The following is a 15671-nucleotide window of genomic DNA, read 5'->3' on the forward strand; positions in this document are numbered from 1 at the left end:
GCTTTTCTTGCAGGGTGATGACAGAAGCACCACGACATCACGCATGACGTGCGCTCGAAGATCACTGCGGCGTTGCCCGCGCGTTGCGCGGTCAACGCCGCACCCCCTCCTATCAATGCAGGGATGCACAATGCAGGGATGCACAGTGGAGACAGAGCAATGAGCATGCAGGTGCGGCGCGCGTGGTGGCGCGATCTTTCGATGCCGGCAATCGTCGCTGGCTTCATTACGGTGCTGGTGGGCTTCGCCAGCTCGGCCGTGATCGTGTTCCAGGCTGCACAGGCCGTCGGTGCCGATCAGGTGCAGATCGCCTCCTGGATGTGGGCGCTGGGGCTGGGCATGGGCGTGACCTCCATTGGCCTGTCGCTGCGTTATCGCGTGCCGGTGGTGACGGCGTGGTCGACCCCGGGTGCGGCCATGCTGGTGGTGGGTGCCGGCGGCGCCTCGCTCTCTGAGGCCACGGGTGCATTCCTGCTGGCCGCAGTGCTGGGCATGCTGGCGGGCTTTTCGGGCATCTTCGCCCGACTGATGCAACGGGTGCCGATGGCGCTGGCCGCCGGCATGCTGGCCGGCGTACTGCTGCGCTTCGGGCTGGATGTGTTCGTGGCCATGAACACCCAGCTGGTGCTCGCGCTGGCAATGTTCGCCACCTGGCTGGCCGGACGGCGGCTGTTCCCGCGCTATGCGGTGATCGCCACGCTGCTGGTCGGCATCGCCGTCGCCGCCAGCCGCGGCCTGCTGCATGCCCAGCAGGTACAGCTGCAACTGGCAATGCCACAGTGGGTGGCACCTTCACTGTCGTGGACGGCCGTGGCCGGCATTGCCCTGCCCCTGTTCGTGGTCACCATGGCCTCGCAGAACATTCCCGGTGTGGCGGTGATGCGCGCCTCAGGCTACGACGCGCCGGTGTCGCCGCTGATCGGCTGGATCGGCGTAGTCAACACGCTGCTGGCGCCGTTCGGTGCATACGCGCTGAACCTGGCGGCGATCACCGCTGCCATCTGCATGGGCCGCGATGCGCATGAGGATCCGGCGCGACGTTACACCGCCGCCATGGCCGCGGGCGCTTTCTATATTGTCGTCGGCCTGTTTGGCGCCACGGTGGCGGCACTGTTCGCGGCCTTCCCCAAGGAACTGGTGGCCTGCGTGGCCGGTATCGCGCTGTTCGGCACCATCGGCAACAGCCTGGCCAGTGCGTTGGCGGTGGAACGCGACCGCGAGGCGTCGCTGGTCACCTTCCTGGTTACCGCCTCGGGAGTTTCCCTGGCCGGGATCGGCTCGGCGTTCTGGGGCCTGGTGGCCGGTGCGTTGTGCCTGCTGGTGCTGCGGGCACGGGTACCGGCCTGAGCAAACGGATCAGGCAGCCAGGCGAGCGACGGTGTTGATCACCGCGACGGCTGCCATGCCGGTCACCACCGCCCACACGCTGGTGCCGCCACGACGCTGCAGTTCTGTGCGGATGCGGTTGTGCTGCCCGGCGTGGGCAGTCTTCACCTTGGCCAGCAGCCGCGTGCAATAGCGCAGGTACAGGCTGTTGGCTGTCACGGCGATGGCGAACCGTGGCACCGCCAGCAACGCCACGGTGAGCAGCGGGTTGGCGTGGGCCGACAGCAGCGCGATGCCGAACAGGACCAATTCGAAGAGAATGGCCGCCAGGTACATCTTCCGGTGCAGCAGCCAGTACGTCGGCACCAGGAACGCGGGCCAGTGCCACGGCCGCGGCGGCTTCGGCACCGGGCTGTCCAGATGCCAGCGCTGGCGGTAGAGCGCCGCGTTGGGTCCCACAAGGAGGTTCAGGTAGTCCGCGTCCGCCGGAGCGGCCGTGCCGTCCACCTCTGCGGCGGGCGCGAGATAGGGATTGTCATCCGCCGGGGAAGCCGGCGGGGTATCCAGATGATTCATGTCGGCGGTTCCTTGCCCGTGATGAACCTGCGGTAGCGGCAGGTGCGCGCGAATCTGAAGCCGCCCAGCCTCAGCCTGCCATCGCCTGCCCCACCAGCATCACCGCAACGACGGCGATGGCCACCACTGCCGCTGCCAGGGCATTGGTGTCACCCCGTCTGGCCAGCTCGCTGCGCAGGCGCGCCTCATCGTCACCCGCCAATGCGCGCGCGCGGGCGATCTCGCGCTGGCAGTGCGCCAGGTACCAGCGATTGGCATACATCGCAGCAGTGACGTTGATGGCAAGGGTAATGACCGTCGACACGCCTTCCGGCACGCCCAGCAACGCCTCGGCGATGCTGAAGAACACCAGCAGGCCGGCCCAGATCGCCGCCAGCCGGTACATCCTGCGGTACACCATCCAGATCACGCCGATCAGGAACGCCGGCCAGTGCCAGGTGCCGCTGCCCTCGGCAACGCCCTGGTCCAGCCGCCAGCGCTGGCGATAGATGGGGAAGTTGCCGCCGACCACGGCGGCGTACAAGGCAATGTCGCCTTCCAGCTGCGGCGCGGTCGCTGCTACGGGCGAATTGGCGGGTGCACGATAGGGGTCGGACGGATCAGCGCTCGGCGCTTCGCTGGCGGTGACGGCCTGCACCGGTTCAACCGGCAGCGGAGTCGGACCCAGCGGCGTCACCGAGGGGTCCAGCTCGGCCAGCGGCCGCCACGATGCCATTCCTTCGCGCCACATCAGCGTGTGGGCGGTTACCGTGCCGTCCTGCCGCAGGCGGCGCAACCCGGCCAGGTCCACCGGTCCTTCGCTCTGCTTGCTGTTGGCGTACCACCATTGTGCTTCCTGCATGCCATCCATTCCTGTCGATCCCATCGCTACTCTGAACGTCCGGCCACGGCCTCCAGCGGTTCACTGGCCAGCACCTGTACCAGAAGGTGGCGCGCGCCGGGTGCAAGCGTAATCTGCTCTGGACCTGCATTGGCCACTTCCAGGCACACGTAGTCGTGCCAACCGTCGCCGACATCGGCCATCTTCGCCGCCGCCTCCGCGCCCGGATTCCACGCCACCAGGGTCTGGCTGCCTTCGCTGCGGATCTCGATCCGCCGCTGCAGGACGGGATCGCGCAGCACGTAACAGCCACCGGCACCGGTATAGATGCGGTCGCTGCGCCCCGGATCGCGCGGGTCGCGCAACGACCAGGGCCCCTGCTGCTGGCGCAGCTGCGCGTAGTCCTCGTACTTGTCCAGATAGTGCAGGCCATCGAGGCCATCGACTTCGACACGACGGGCATCGCCGACCCGGAAGTAGCTGTGCAGGGCCTGGGTGAAGGTCACCGGGGACGTGCCGGTGTTCTCGGTGGCCAGTTGCTGCCGCAGCTGGCGACCGATGCGCAGCTGCATCTGCAGGCGCAGGCCACGTTCGGCAGTCAATGCGGGTGCCAGCTGCAGCTCCAGCTCACCGTCATCGTCCTGGCGGGCCTGCAGCAGCTCCCAGCGCGCGGTGCGCACCAGGCCGTGTGCCAGCGCATCGTCGCTCTGGCCCTGGCGACCGAACCACGGCCAGCACACCGGAACCCCGCCCCGGATCGGCGTGGGCAACCCGGCCCGTTTCGGCGACAGCCACAGCAGGTCCGGCTGCCCCTCTGGAATGAACGACAGCAGCTGTCCACCGAACACGCTGATGACCGCGGTGGCGCTGGGGGTGCGTATCTGCCAGGCCTCGAGCCCGTGGTACAGGCCGGTGCTGATGTCCGGGTTCGACTGCATGCGCTGACACTCCTTGATGACCGCGGCGATGATGTCGCGGCCACCGTGCGATCGGCAAGGTCTAGCGGCTGGCAGGCGCCCCTGCTGCTGCCTCCTGCTGCAACGCGCGCAGGATGCGCTGGCCGGCGCGCCCATCCGCATTGGCCCAGCCCAGGCGCTGCTGCTCGGCCTGGATCGCGCGGCGGGTTGCGGTGCCGATCATGCCGTCGGCGCTGCCGATGTCGTGGCCACGGGCCAGCAGCAGGGTCTGCAACTGGCGGCGTTCATCGCGGCCGATGCCGGGATCATCGGTCGGCCAGGCGGTGGCCAGGCCGGTGCCGCCACGCAGCTGGTCGGCCAGCGTGGCGATCGCCAGCGCATAGCTTTCGGCGGCGTTATAGCTGTAGATCGCATCGTAGTTGCGGAACACCAGCAATGCCGGGCCCTTGATGCCAGCCGGCAGCAGCAGGGCGGCGCGCGCGTCGACCGGCAGGTTGGCTGGGGCCAGCACGCTGCCATCGAGCGCGGTCACGCCCTGCGCGCGCCAGTCGGCAAGGGCCCGGCGCTGGGTGCGGCCCGCCAGACTGGCGTTGAAGCCGGCGGGAACACGGACCTCCATGCCCCACGGTTCGCCACTGCGCCAACCGGCACGCTTGAGGTAGTTGGCGGTGGACGCCAGCGCGTCGGGAATGCTGCCGACCAGATCGCGGCGGCCATCGCCATCACCATCGACCGCGATACGTGCGTAGGTACTGGGCATGAACTGCGTGTGCCCGAAGGCGCCGGCCCAGGAACCGGTGAGCCCCTGGCCCTGCAGGTCACCGCGATCGATCAGCTTGAGCAGCGCCAGCAGTTCGCCACGGAAGAACGCCTGGCGGCGTCCGGCACAGGACAGCGTGGCCAGCGACTGCAGCAGCGGGCGCTTGCCGAAGACGCGGCCATAGTCGCTCTCCACGCCCCAGACCGCGACGATGGTGGCCGGATCGACGCCGTACTGCGCGGAGACACGATCGAGCAGATCGCGATGTTGCTGCAGCAGGGTGCGGCCATCATCGACGCGCTGGCGGTCGACCAGCGCGGCCAGGTAATCCCAGATCGGCGTGGTGAATTCCGGTTGTGCGTCCAGCAGCCCGAGCACGCTTGGGTCCGGCGTGAGCCCGGCGGTGATTCCGTTGAATCGATCGGCGCTGATGCCCTGGGTCGCGGCGGTGGCCTGCAGGCCCGCCAGGCAGCGGCTGAACGCCGGATCGATAGTGGCGGCGGGGGCCGCAGGCAGCGGCGGGGTCGACGCGAGGGCGGCCGCCAGGCCGAGCGTGGTCAGAATGGGCATGGCGTCCTCCGTGTTGCCGTTGCACGGCCATCTTAGGGGCAGCGGTGCGACCGAACCTGAAGGGGCGCCGGCTGGTTGGCCGCCCTAGGCGATGCGCAGCAGGCGCAGGCCATAGGCGGGGCTTGCGGCATCCCAGCGCTGCGCGACCTGCAGGCCGGCCTGCTGCACCAGCGCGTCGAAGCTGTCATCGGTGTACTTGTGGCTGTACTCGACGCGGATGGGTTCACCGGCAGCAACGTGAAACGTGCGGCCATCCAGGTGGACGTCCTGCGCCCACTGGCTGACCAGGTCGGTTTCGATGCGCAGCCGCGCGGTGCTGTAGCAGGCACGGTGGCGGAAGCCGTCGAGGTCGAAGTCGCTGCCGATCTCGCGATTGAGACGCGCCAGCAGGTTGAGGGTGAACGCGGCGGTGACGCCCTGCGCATCGTTGTAGGCCGCTTCGATCAGTGCCGGGTCCTTGTGCAGATCGATGCCGACCAGGGCCAGGCCGTCGCGGCCCATGGTCTGGCGCATCGCCCGCAGCAGGGCGACGGCATCGGCTTCGGAGAAATTGCCCAATGTGGAACCGGGGAAGAACAGCAGGCGGCGGGCCGGTGTACGTTCCGGTGCGGGAACGGCGACAGGGCGGGTGAAGTCGGCGCAGACCGGCAGCATCTCCACCTCGGGCAGCGCCGGTGCCAGGTGATCGATGCTGGACAGCAGCGCGGCCCGCGAGATCTCGATCGGCGTGTAGGCAACAGGGTCGTGCAGTGCGGCCAGCAGCAGCGCGGTCTTGCGTCCGCTGCCGCTGCCCAGCTCGACCACGTGCAGGCGCGGGCCAACGGTGCAGGCGATGTCCGGCAGCACGCGCTTCAGCAGCGCCAGCTCGGTGCGCGTGGGGTAGTACTCGGGGGTCTGGGTGATCTGCTCGAACAGGCGCGAGCCGCGTGCATCGTAGAAGTACTTGGACGGCAGCTGCCGCGGCGTACGTGAGAGCCCAGCCACCACGTCGGCCAGGATCTGTTGGCGGCCGGGAGTGAGATCGGTCAATGCCTGCAGCGCGTCATGCACGGTGCTCATGCAAGGTCCCTGGCCAGGCGCAGCCCGGAGAACTGCCACCGTGCCGGTGGCATGAAGAAGTTGCGGTAGCTGGCGCGCACGTGGCCGCGGGGTGTGGCACAGCTGCCGCCGCGCAGTACCCACTGGCCGCACATGAACTTGCCGTTGTATTCGCCGAGGTTGCCGTCAAAAGGACGGAAGCCCGGGTAGGCGCCATAGGCGCTGGCGGTCCACTCCCAGACATCACCGAACAGCTGCCGCAGCCCACTGCCCTGCCCCGCCTGCGGGTGCAGGTGTTCGTCGTCGGCGAAGTGGCCGCGCAGGGGCTGCGAGGCGGCGGCCGCTTCCCACTCGAACTCGCTGGGCAGGCGCGCGCCGGACCAGCGGGCGCAGGCATCGGCCTCGTAGTAGCTGAGGTGGCAGACCGGCGCGTGCGGATCCAGTTCGCGCCAACCGCCCAGGGTGTACTCGCGCTGCAGGGCATCATCCCAGTACAGCGGGTGCTGCCAGTCCTCGGCTTCGCGCAATGCCCAGCCTTCGCTGAGCCACCAGCGCGGTTCGCGGTAACCACCCGCCTCGATGAAGGTGCGGTACTCGGCATTGCTGACGGGGCGCTCGGCCAATGCATGCGCGGGCAGCAGCACGCGGTGTGGCGGCGATTCATTGTCGTAGGCGAAGGCAGCGTGCCGTGGCCATGCTGCGGCACCGACGGTGACGATCCGTTCGGGCGATTCGATCCAGCCCTGCGCCGTAGCGGTGCTTGTGACGGGCCGCAGATCCTCGCGATACGGTGGCTGCAGTGGATTGCACCAGAACGCATGCTTGATGTCGGTCAGCAACAGTTCCTGGTGCTGTTGTTCGTGCTGCAGTCCCAACTGCAGGTGGTGCAGCGCCTGCTCGTCGAGGTCACCCGCCGCCAGCCGGGACTGCACCTGCATGTCGACCTGTTGCCGATAGTCGCGTACCTGCTGCAACGAGGGCCGTGACAGCAGCCCGCGCTGCGGCCGCGCATGCGCCGGACCGACGCTCTTGTAGTAACTGTTGAACAGGTAGTCCCAGGCCGGATCATGTGCCGGCGTGGTGGCAAAACCGGCCAGCACGAAGCGTTCGAAGAACCAGGTGGTATGGGCCAGGTGCCATTTGCTGGGACTGGCGTCGGCCATGCTCTGCAGCATGGCGTCCTCGGCACTGAGCGGGGCAGCCAGCTGCAGGCTGCGGGCCCGTACCTGCGCAAAGCGGCGGGCGAGATCGCGCTGCGGAGCAGCGACGGCGGCGGGTGCGCTGTCCATGTGGGCAGCATCGGCGCTGGACGGTGAGTGCGATGTCATGGTTCGGCGTCACTTCGTTCACATGGCAGCGGCCGCACGCGTTCAAGAAGTGCGTGGGGACGCCGCTAACGGCAATGCTGCGGTCGCATCGTCACCGCACTGGACTTACCGCGTGCCCCTGCATCCGCTCCGCCAGCCTGCGCATTACCTGTTCGTGCTGCCCGCCGTGCTGGTCGTCGGGGTGCTGTGGATGGCGCTGGGCACCGAGGATGTGGCCAGCCCGGCCCAGCGCATCCTGCCCTGGCTGCTGGCCTGCCTCGGTGCCGGCCTGGCCCTGCTCTACCACCAGGTGCGCACGTTGTGCCTGCTGCTGGTGATGGCGGTGGTGTTCGCGCTGCTGCACCAGGACGTCGCTGGCTACCTGCGCAATGGCCATGTCACCACGCTGACCCCGCTGCGCTTCCACGCGATCTCGGCCTGGGTGCCGGCGCTGTTCGCGGGACTGGCGCTGTGGCCGGAGCGCGGACGCCGGCGCCAGGACCTGCTGCTGCGCAGCGTGGTCTGCGGCGCGGCACTGGTGATCTTCCTGCTGCTGGCGGCACAGCAGCCGCAGGGCATGCACGATCTGCTGTCGAACCGTCATTGGGCCTGGATTCCCGCCGACTGGAACGCGTTGGCGCAGCTGCCCGCGCTGCTGTTCCTGCTGGCGACCGCGGCATTGGGCTGGCAGGCGTGGCGACATCCGCGGCCACTGCACACGGCGATGCTGCTGGCCCTGCTGTGCCTGTGGTGGATGCTGCCGCGGATCTTCCTGCAGCCGGTGCTGCTGCCCGCGCTGAGCGGTGCCGCCCTGCTGCTGATGCTGGGCGCGATGCTGCAGGAATCCTTCCACATGGCCTTCCGCGATGAGTTGACCGGCCTGCCGGGGCGACGGGCGTTCAACGAGACCCTGCAGCGGGCACGCGGCACCTACAGCATCGCAATGGTGGACGTGGACCACTTCAAATCGTTCAACGACACCCATGGCCACGACACTGGCGACGATGTGCTGCGGCTGGTGGCGTCGCGGCTGGCGCGGGTGGGCGACGGTGGCCGTGCGTTCCGCTATGGCGGCGAGGAGTTCGCGGTGGTGTTCCTGGACCGCCCGGCGGCGGCGTGTGTCGATGCCGTGGAAGCATTGCGGCAGAGCATCGAGGATACGCGCATGCAGCTGCGCGACCGCAGCACCCGCAGCCGCGACGATGAAGCCGGCCGCCAGCAGCGCGGACGCGGCGGCAACGGCCAGGTGGTGCAGGTGACGGTGAGCATCGGGCTGGCCGACAGCCGCGTGGATCCGCGGCCGATGGCCGTGGTCAAGGCCGCCGACCAGGCCCTGTATGTGGCCAAGGACGAGGGCCGCAACCAGGTGCGGGCGCACGGCGGCCAGCACCTGCTGGCTGCGCGCAGCGCGTAGGGCTCAGACTGCGTCGAGGTAGTACCAGCGGCCGTCGATGCGTTGGAAGCGGCTGTGTTCGGTCATCCTCACCGCGCTGCCGCCGCCGATGCGATAGCGCGCGGTGAAGCGGACTTCGGCGCTGTCGGTACCGGTGACGGTGTGCTCGTGCACGGTCAGGCCCAGCCAATGGGTGCGCTGGCCGGGTGCTTCGTCCAATGACAGCTCGGCCGGACGCGTGTCCGGGTGCCAGGTCTGCCGCAGGTAGTCGGCCAAGCCCCGCACATAGGCGCTGTAGCGCGAACGCATCAGATGCTCGGCATCGGGTGCGGCTTCGCCTGCGTGGAAACGGCCGCAGCAGGCGGCATAGTCGGCAGGCAGGCCACAGGGGCAGGGATCGGCGGGTTTTCGGCTCATGCCGGCATTGTCGCCGGGTTGCGCGGATTGATCCACGCGCGGCACGGGCCAGCTGAAGCAGGACAGGCGTATGCTGTCGCGCCCCCACCTTGATTGATCGCCGTGCTGGAACTGGTTCCCCCTGAGTTGTGGTGGCTGGTGGTGATCGCCTTCATCGCCGGCCTTGTGGATGCTGCCGTGGGTGGCGGCGGCCTGGTGCAGCTGCCCGGCCTGTTCACGGTGCTGCCGCAGCAGACGCCGGCGATGCTGTTCGGTACCAACAAATTCAGTTCGATGTTCGGTACCGGCGCGGCCGCCTGGCGCTATGCGCGCAACGTGCGCTTCCCGTGGAAACCGGTACTGTTCGCGGCCGGTACCGCCTTCATCTTCTCCTTCGCCGGCGCCACCGCGGTGAGCCTGCTGCCCAAGGACGCGGTGCGCCCCCTGGTGCTGGTGCTGCTGATCGCCATGCTGGCCTACACCCTGTGGAAGAAGGACTTCGGCGCGCTGCACCGCCCGCAGGAGATCGGCCGCCGCGAACTGGCGATCGCGCTGGCGATCGGTGCGGCAATCGGCTTCTACGACGGCTTTTTCGGGCCGGGCACCGGCAGCTTCCTGATCTTCCTGTTCGTGCGCTTCTTCGGCCTGGATTTCCTGCGCGCATCGGCGGCATCGAAGGTGGTGAACCTGGCGACGAATGTTGCGGCGATCTCGTTCTTCGTGCCGACCGGCAACATCCTGTGGTTGTTCGCGCTGCCGATGGCGGCGGCCAACATCATCGGATCGGTGGTGGGCACGCGGTTGGCGTTGAAGGGCGGCACGCCATTCATCCGCAAGCTGTTCGTGGGCCTGGTGGTGGTGCTGATCGCGCGGATGGCGTGGGATACGTTCCGCGGAACGTGAATGCGGTTGCCGGCCAGCGGCCGGCACTACCGGGTCATGAACCCTGCCGATGGGCAGTGCCGGCCGCTGGCCGGCATTCCCATTCAACCGGCCGGATCAGGCCTCCGCTTCTTCCGGTTCGTTGGCCTGCTGGCGGCTGCGCTCGGGCAGCTTCAGGCGCTTGCCTTCTTCGTCGTACTCGATCAACAGCACGCCGGAGTCGTGGCGGCCGCTGATCTCGACGAAGCAGGCACCACCAATGAAGGGTTCCAGCGTCATCACCGACTTCAGCGGCGTGGCCACCACCATCTGGAAGCCGAAGTTGTCGAAGATGTTCATTGCCAGTGCGGTGAACTCGTTGTCGGCCTTGTCGAAGGCTTCGTCGAGCACGACCGCGGCATAGCTGGGCAACTGGCTGTCGGCACCGCCGAGCTGGTAGCGCAGTGCCGCGGCCAGGCAGGTAGTAGCCAGCTTCTGGCGCTGGCCACCGGACTTGCCGGCACCGCTGCGGTAGATCTCGACCTGCTGGCGCGTTTCCGCATCCAGCTCGACGCCGATGAACTCCACGTGCATGCGCACGTCCAGCACCAGCTCGCGCCAGCGCTTGTCTTCGCCTTCCTGCGAACCCAGGCGGTTGACCAGCTGGCGCAGCACGGTGAACTGCGATTCGGCCAGCTCGCGCTGCTCGGTCTGCTGCTGCGACAGCACCTCGCGCAGCTGCAGGTGGAACTCGCCCACTTCTGGCAGGCGGCGGTCGCTCAGTTCGATGGTCAGCAGCGTGCCACGGTTGAACGGCACCTGCTCCAGGCTGGCGTTCACTTCGTCCAGGCGCTGGCCGATCGACTTGCGGGCTTCTGCACTGTGGCGCTGCAGGGCCAGCAGGTTGTTCTTGCTCTGGTTCTGCAGCAGATCGAAGAAGCGCTCTTCGTGCTGCGGCAGGCCATCACGCTCCAGCCGTTCGAGGCGGGCCAGGAAGTCCTCGGCCGAGGCCACCGAGACGGTGAAATCGCCCGATTCCTCCGGCCACTGCTGGACGAAGCGGCGGAAGCAGCCGATCAGCTGGTTCTCGATGCGGTTGAGATCCTGCTGCGAGGACGACAGCTGCTCGTTCAGCGCGTTGCTGACCTGGCGCATGTGCGCTTCGAGCGTTTCCAGGCTGAGCGGGCCCTGCTCCTGCAGGCGCTCGGCCAGCCCGGCTTCCTGCTCCTGGGCCAGGCTCGGCAGCACCAGTGCACGGCTCTGCTGGCGGGCGCGGTCGAGGCGATCACGTTCCTTGACCAGCTGGCCACGCTCGACGCGGACGTCTTCATAGGTGCGGCGCGACTGCTCGATGTCGGCGCGCACGGCATCGATCTGCCTGGCCAGCTTGGCGAGGTCGGCATTGCCTTCGCGCAGGTCGCGCAGGGTCGCCTCGATATCACTCAGGCGCTGCTGCGGGGCAGCGATGTCGATCTCGTTCCAGCTGATGCTGACCAGCTCGTGGCAGGCCAGGCGGCGCTCGTTGTCGCGGTCACGCTGGCCGCGCAGGCGCGCGATGTCGGTCTCGCAGCTGGCGATGCGCTTGGCCAGTTCCTGCGCTTCGCGCTCGAAGGCGCCCACCTTGTCGTGGTTGTTGAAGCCGAGGATCCAGCGACGGCGGTCGCCCACCGCACTCCGGTCATCCTTCTCGAAACGGTCGCCGGGATGCTTGACCTGGCCCTCGCGGGTGATGCCGCGGTCGACGTTGCGCAGCTGCTTGGCATCCACGCACTCGTAGTCGAAACGCTTGCCAAGCTCGCGCCGCAGCCAGCTTTCGAACACGTGCTCGCGCAGTTCCAGCTTGTGCAGCAACGATCTGGGCGACGGCTCACGCGCGAACGCATCATCGTTGCGGCGCACCCGGTAATAGGTGAAGCGCATGCCCAGGTGGGTGCGGTTCACCCACTCGGCGACGTCGTTGTAGTGCTTGTCATCGACCAGCAGCGACAACGCGAAGCCGCCCAGCACACGCTCGATGGCGCCCTGCCAGCCCTGCTCTTCCGAGCGGACCTGGATCAACTCGCCGACGAACGGCAGTGCCGCTTCGGCGATGCCGGTTTCCTCGGCCAGGCGCGCGCGCAGCTTCTGCATTGGCGCCGGAATGTTGGACGGCGTGCGCTGCATCGCTTCGAGTTCGAGGCGCACTTCGCCGAAGCGACGCTCGTCATCGCGCTTGCCACCGAGGCGATCACTGATCGCGTCGTCCAGCGCCGAAGAGGCACGCTGGCGATCCTGTAGCTCGTTCTGCGCGCGTTCGACCAGCTCGGCGAAACCGTGAGCGTCGTCCGGCAGCTCAGCCTGCAGCTGCTTTGCCGCCTGGATTGCCTGCTCGCGCTTGGCCTGGCGGCGGTCGCGCTCGGCTTCGGCACGGCCCTGCTCGCGTTCCAGTTCCTCGATGCGCTCGCCGCCCTGCTGGCGGCGCTGCAGTTCCAGTTCGGCCAGGCGCTCGGTGTGGTTGTCGAGTGCGGCGCGGCGCTGGGCTTCTTCGCCGAGCAGGCCACGGTCGCGCACATCCATTTCGCGCAGGCGTGCTTCGATCAGCGCCTGGCGGCGGCTTTCGCGGAAGCTGTCGACGCCGAGCTTCAGGGCTTCGTCGTCGCCACGCTGGCGGTGCATTTCCTTCAGGTCGTTGTAGTAGGCGCGTGCCGGCAGCAGGGTTTCCACCTGGCGGCGAGCGGTGACCACGGCCTGGTGCGCACCATCGAGCTCGGCGAAGTCGCTGACCAGGCGCTCGGCGGCGTCGAAGGTCTTCGGCGTGTCGAGCATGAAGTCGCGCAGGAAGACGTTGAGGTCGCCCAGGTTCTTCGCCGACTGCGTCTTGTGCAGCAGGCGCAGCGCCATTTCGTTGTCGATGCCGAGCAGGTCGCGGAAGCGCTCGGCGTAGCCGGAGAAGGTGTCGAAGTGGTGCAGGTCTGGCAGCTTCTGCTTGAGCTTGCGCAGGTCCAGGTCGAAGCCGCCAAGATCCTTGGCGATGTCGAACGGACGCTCGGCGATCATGTAGTGCTTGCGCACGTCACCGGCCGAGGTGCCGTTGCCGGAGATCCACAGCAGGCGCACCAGGCTGACCACGCGGCCATCGCCGGCGCGGTATTCCAGCACCAGTGCGGTCCAGGTGGCGCCCTTGCGCAGATACTGTGTGGCGATTTCGCCGGTGCCGCTGTCCTGCTGGTCGGCCCATGCGCCACGCACGTAGGACACCAGGTTGCGGTCGCGGCCACTGCGCTCGGCTTCACGCGCGGCAGCGTTGAAGTCGACGATGGCCGGCGGCGTCAGCAGCGCGGACATGGCATCGAGCAGGGTCGACTTGCCCGAGCCGGAACGGCCGACGAACAGGAAACCACGCTCGGCGATCGGTACTTCGGTCAGGCCGTTGAAGGTGCCCCAGTTGTGCACCTGCAGGCGGCGCATGCGGAACTGCTGCAGGCGCGGGTCCGGCAGGCCTTCGTTGAACAGGGCGGGAGTGTGCTTGGAGATAGCCATGCGATGTTCGGGTCTCTCAGGCCTCGGCGGCCGGGGTTTCACGCAGCTGGCGGTAGACCGCCGAAAGCTGGGACACGTCTTCGGCGGAGAACAGCAGCTTCAGCGCCGGCGAGACTTCGTGGCGGTCTTCCTGGCCGCTGAGGCGGGTCAGGATGTGGTTGTCCTTCATCTTCTGCACCGCCGAAGCAACGCGGCGGTTGAAGCCGGCGCGGTCGGTGGACAGGTTCTTCTCGTAGATGGCCAGCGCTTCGGCCATCTCGGCGTCGGCGACCACCGCGCGGTTGCCGCGCGCATCGGCCTCGGCCAGCTGCTGGCGCAGGTACAGCAGCAGCACCGAGTCGATGAAGGTCAGCGGCGAGGTGCGCAGCAGCACCGGCGCGTCGACGTCTTCGGTGTCGGCCTGGCGGGTGAAGGCCACGCCGCTGTCGCGGTCCAGCACCAGTTCCAGGAATAGGTCGGCCAACGCTGAACGGATGGCGGCTTCGCTGCGGATCAGCGCCGGCCACAGCTTGGCGTGGCGCAGCTGGTCGATGCTGGGGCCGATCAGCAGCTGGCACAGCGCGCGGCGCGCATCCAGCGGCAGGCGTCCGGTATCGCCCAGGTAATACACGTCGTTGCCACGGCGGGGCTGCGCCACGGCCGCCACCGGCTCGGCCTCGTAGGCGTCTTCCGCCACGTCGGCCTGCGATGCGTCGATGGGATCTTCATGCCAGCTCATGGCGTCTCTCCTGGGTGAACCAAACCAGCGGGATGCGGGCGCGACGGACCTGGCCGTCGCCACCACGCCATTGCGCAAGCTCCTGCTCGCCGGCGACCACGTTGCCGAAGCGCGTGCCCAGCGACAGGTAGCCGATGACGCTGCCAAGACCCTGCGGCGCTTCGCGCTGCGACAGGGCCTGGGCGATGCTCAGCCGCGGCTGCGCATCGAGCAGGTCGTGCAGGTCGCGGCGCAGGGTGCGGAAGTCGATCTCGGACGAAGCGACCAGATCGCCGACACTCTCCAGGCTGATCGCGGCTGCGTCGTTGTACTCGACGTTGCCGTCGACCTGGGCACTGCGTGGATCGTGCAGCTTCCACTGCGACCACGAACGCAGGCGGCTGGTGGTCAACTGCAGGTCGCGGCCGATGCCGCGCTGCGCGGGGAACTCGTCGCGCAGCGCCAGCGCTTCAGACTGCGCCTGCTTCAGCAGCTGGTTGAGGCGGCGCTGTTCCAGATAGCCACGGCTCTGCACGAAGCCGCGCAGGCTGCGCGCGAAGTTCTGCAGCACGTCGTGCACCTGGCCACCGCGCTCGAGCATGGTGCTGGTGAAGCCACGCAGGAAGTTGCGTTCGTTGCGGTCCAGGCGGCGCGCAAACCCGCGCGCCAGCACCGCTTCCAGCGCGGCATCAAGCTGCGCGCTCTGTTCGGCGTCGTTGAGCAGGCGCCAGAACGCCTGGAAGCTGCGCCCGGCATCGCTCTCGCCGATCACGTCCACGCCTTCGAACAGCTGCGACAGCACGTCGCCGCGCTCGCCCTCGTCGTCGATGATGCGTTCGCGGAAATCGCGGTTGAGCTGCTCGAAGTCGTCGCGCACGCGGCGGAAGTCCTCGGTCAGCTCGTCGGCCAGGCCGATGATCTGGCGCGCACGTTCCAGCGCGCGCTTGCCGTCCAGCGCGACCACGCGGCCGGCACCGACGCGGGCGATTTCGGCGTCGATGCGGTCCCGCTCGTCGCGCAGCGCCGACAGGCGCGCGTCCGGATCGGACTCGGTCTGCGCGGCCAGCTGCGAGAGTTGTTCGATGACCAGCGCCAGCCGGCTTTCGGTGGCCGCCACGCGAGCCTGCTCCAGGCCGTCGGCGAAGCGGATCGCCTGCAGTGCCGCGGTCGACAGTTCGTACTGCTCCTGGTCGGCGCCCTCGGGCAGGCGGCGTTCCAGCCAACCCTGGGCCAGCCAGTGCGCGATGTAGGCCTGCGCGGTACGCGGCAGGTCGCGCGACAGTTCGTCGCCGTTGAGCTGGTCCAGCGCGCGTTGCAGGCGCTCGTTGAGCACCGACGAGGGCAGCGTGCGCTCGCCATCCATCAGCAGCCCCTGCAGCAGGCCGATGATTTCCGGAGCGTGGTCGGCGGCAAGCAGCTTCCACTGGGGCTGTTCGCGCAGATGGCGGTAACGGGAGATGCGTTCGCGATGCTTCATGCAGCGAAAGAGGT

General features: G+C 68.2%; 13 protein-coding genes. 3 read left to right on the forward strand and 10 right to left on the reverse strand.

What is annotated here, in order from left to right:
- The first annotated feature begins 159 nt into the window (after positions 1 to 159).
- The gene (locus ACYKG1_RS21335) at positions 160 to 1347 is read left to right on the forward strand and encodes a benzoate/H(+) symporter BenE family transporter (RefSeq protein ID WP_478471359.1); all 1188 of its coding nucleotides are present in this window, start codon (positions 160 to 162) and stop codon (positions 1345 to 1347) included.
- A 9-nt stretch (positions 1348 to 1356) separates the two neighbouring features.
- Here the strand turns inward: ACYKG1_RS21335 and ACYKG1_RS21340 are convergent, their stop codons facing one another.
- The 6 genes from ACYKG1_RS21340 to egtB form a co-directional block, all read right to left on the reverse strand.
- Positions 1357 to 1902: a DUF2628 domain-containing protein gene (locus ACYKG1_RS21340; RefSeq protein ID WP_100475146.1), complete on the reverse strand. Its 546-nt coding sequence runs from the start codon at positions 1900 to 1902 to the stop codon at positions 1357 to 1359.
- 70 nt (positions 1903 to 1972) lie between these two features.
- Positions 1973 to 2743, reverse strand: a complete 771-nt coding sequence (locus ACYKG1_RS21345) for a GYF domain-containing protein (RefSeq protein ID WP_478471361.1) — start codon at positions 2741 to 2743, stop codon at positions 1973 to 1975.
- Between the two features lie 26 nt (positions 2744 to 2769).
- Complete coding sequence (locus ACYKG1_RS21350) at positions 2770 to 3660, reverse strand: D-hexose-6-phosphate mutarotase (RefSeq protein WP_262227354.1); 891 nt, start codon at positions 3658 to 3660, stop codon at positions 2770 to 2772.
- 61 nt (positions 3661 to 3721) lie between these two features.
- Positions 3722 to 4969, reverse strand: coding sequence for a lytic murein transglycosylase (locus ACYKG1_RS21355; RefSeq protein WP_262227355.1), 1248 nt, complete (start codon positions 4967 to 4969; stop codon positions 3722 to 3724).
- Positions 4970 to 5053: 84 nt separating this feature from the next.
- Positions 5054 to 6028, reverse strand: coding sequence for an L-histidine N(alpha)-methyltransferase (gene egtD, locus ACYKG1_RS21360; protein WP_478471363.1), 975 nt, complete (start codon positions 6026 to 6028; stop codon positions 5054 to 5056).
- Entirely contained in the window at positions 6025 to 7296 is a 1272-nt protein-coding gene (gene egtB / locus ACYKG1_RS21365) for an ergothioneine biosynthesis protein EgtB (RefSeq protein WP_478472782.1), read from the reverse strand. Before egtB ends, egtD begins: the two co-directional genes overlap by 4 nt.
- 151 nt (positions 7297 to 7447) lie before the next feature.
- Between egtB and ACYKG1_RS21370 the strand changes: the two genes are divergently transcribed.
- Entirely contained in the window at positions 7448 to 8728 is a 1281-nt protein-coding gene (locus tag ACYKG1_RS21370) for a GGDEF domain-containing protein (protein WP_262227358.1), read from the forward strand.
- A gap of 3 nt (positions 8729 to 8731) precedes the next feature.
- Here the strand turns inward: ACYKG1_RS21370 and ACYKG1_RS21375 are convergent, their stop codons facing one another.
- Entirely contained in the window at positions 8732 to 9124 is a 393-nt protein-coding gene (locus tag ACYKG1_RS21375) for a YchJ family protein (RefSeq protein WP_100475139.1), read from the reverse strand.
- Positions 9125 to 9226: 102 nt separating this feature from the next.
- Between ACYKG1_RS21375 and ACYKG1_RS21380 the strand changes: the two genes are divergently transcribed.
- Positions 9227 to 10006 carry a sulfite exporter TauE/SafE family protein gene (locus tag ACYKG1_RS21380; protein WP_262084137.1) on the forward strand — a complete coding sequence of 260 codons (780 nt, stop codon included), beginning with the start codon at positions 9227 to 9229 and terminating at the stop codon, positions 10004 to 10006.
- Positions 10007 to 10102: 96 nt separating this feature from the next.
- On the opposite strand, the gene ACYKG1_RS21385 is transcribed toward ACYKG1_RS21380, so the two are convergent.
- The 3 genes from ACYKG1_RS21385 to ACYKG1_RS21395 are packed head-to-tail and all read right to left on the reverse strand — an operon-like array spanning position 10103 to position 15657.
- Positions 10103 to 13483 carry an ATP-binding protein gene (locus ACYKG1_RS21385; protein ID WP_478471366.1) on the reverse strand — a complete coding sequence of 1127 codons (3381 nt, stop codon included), beginning with the start codon at positions 13481 to 13483 and terminating at the stop codon, positions 10103 to 10105.
- Positions 13484 to 13499: 16 nt separating this feature from the next.
- Positions 13500 to 14201 carry a DUF4194 domain-containing protein gene (locus ACYKG1_RS21390; protein WP_100475137.1) on the reverse strand — a complete coding sequence of 234 codons (702 nt, stop codon included), beginning with the start codon at positions 14199 to 14201 and terminating at the stop codon, positions 13500 to 13502.
- The gene (locus ACYKG1_RS21395; protein ID WP_478471367.1) at positions 14188 to 15657 is read right to left on the reverse strand and encodes a DUF3375 domain-containing protein; all 1470 of its coding nucleotides are present in this window, start codon (positions 15655 to 15657) and stop codon (positions 14188 to 14190) included. The genes ACYKG1_RS21390 and ACYKG1_RS21395 overlap by 14 nt, the downstream gene beginning before the upstream one ends.
- Positions 15658 to 15671: the final 14 nt, after the last annotated feature.

The organism is Stenotrophomonas sp. 85239_Sma, from assembly GCF_056481725.1.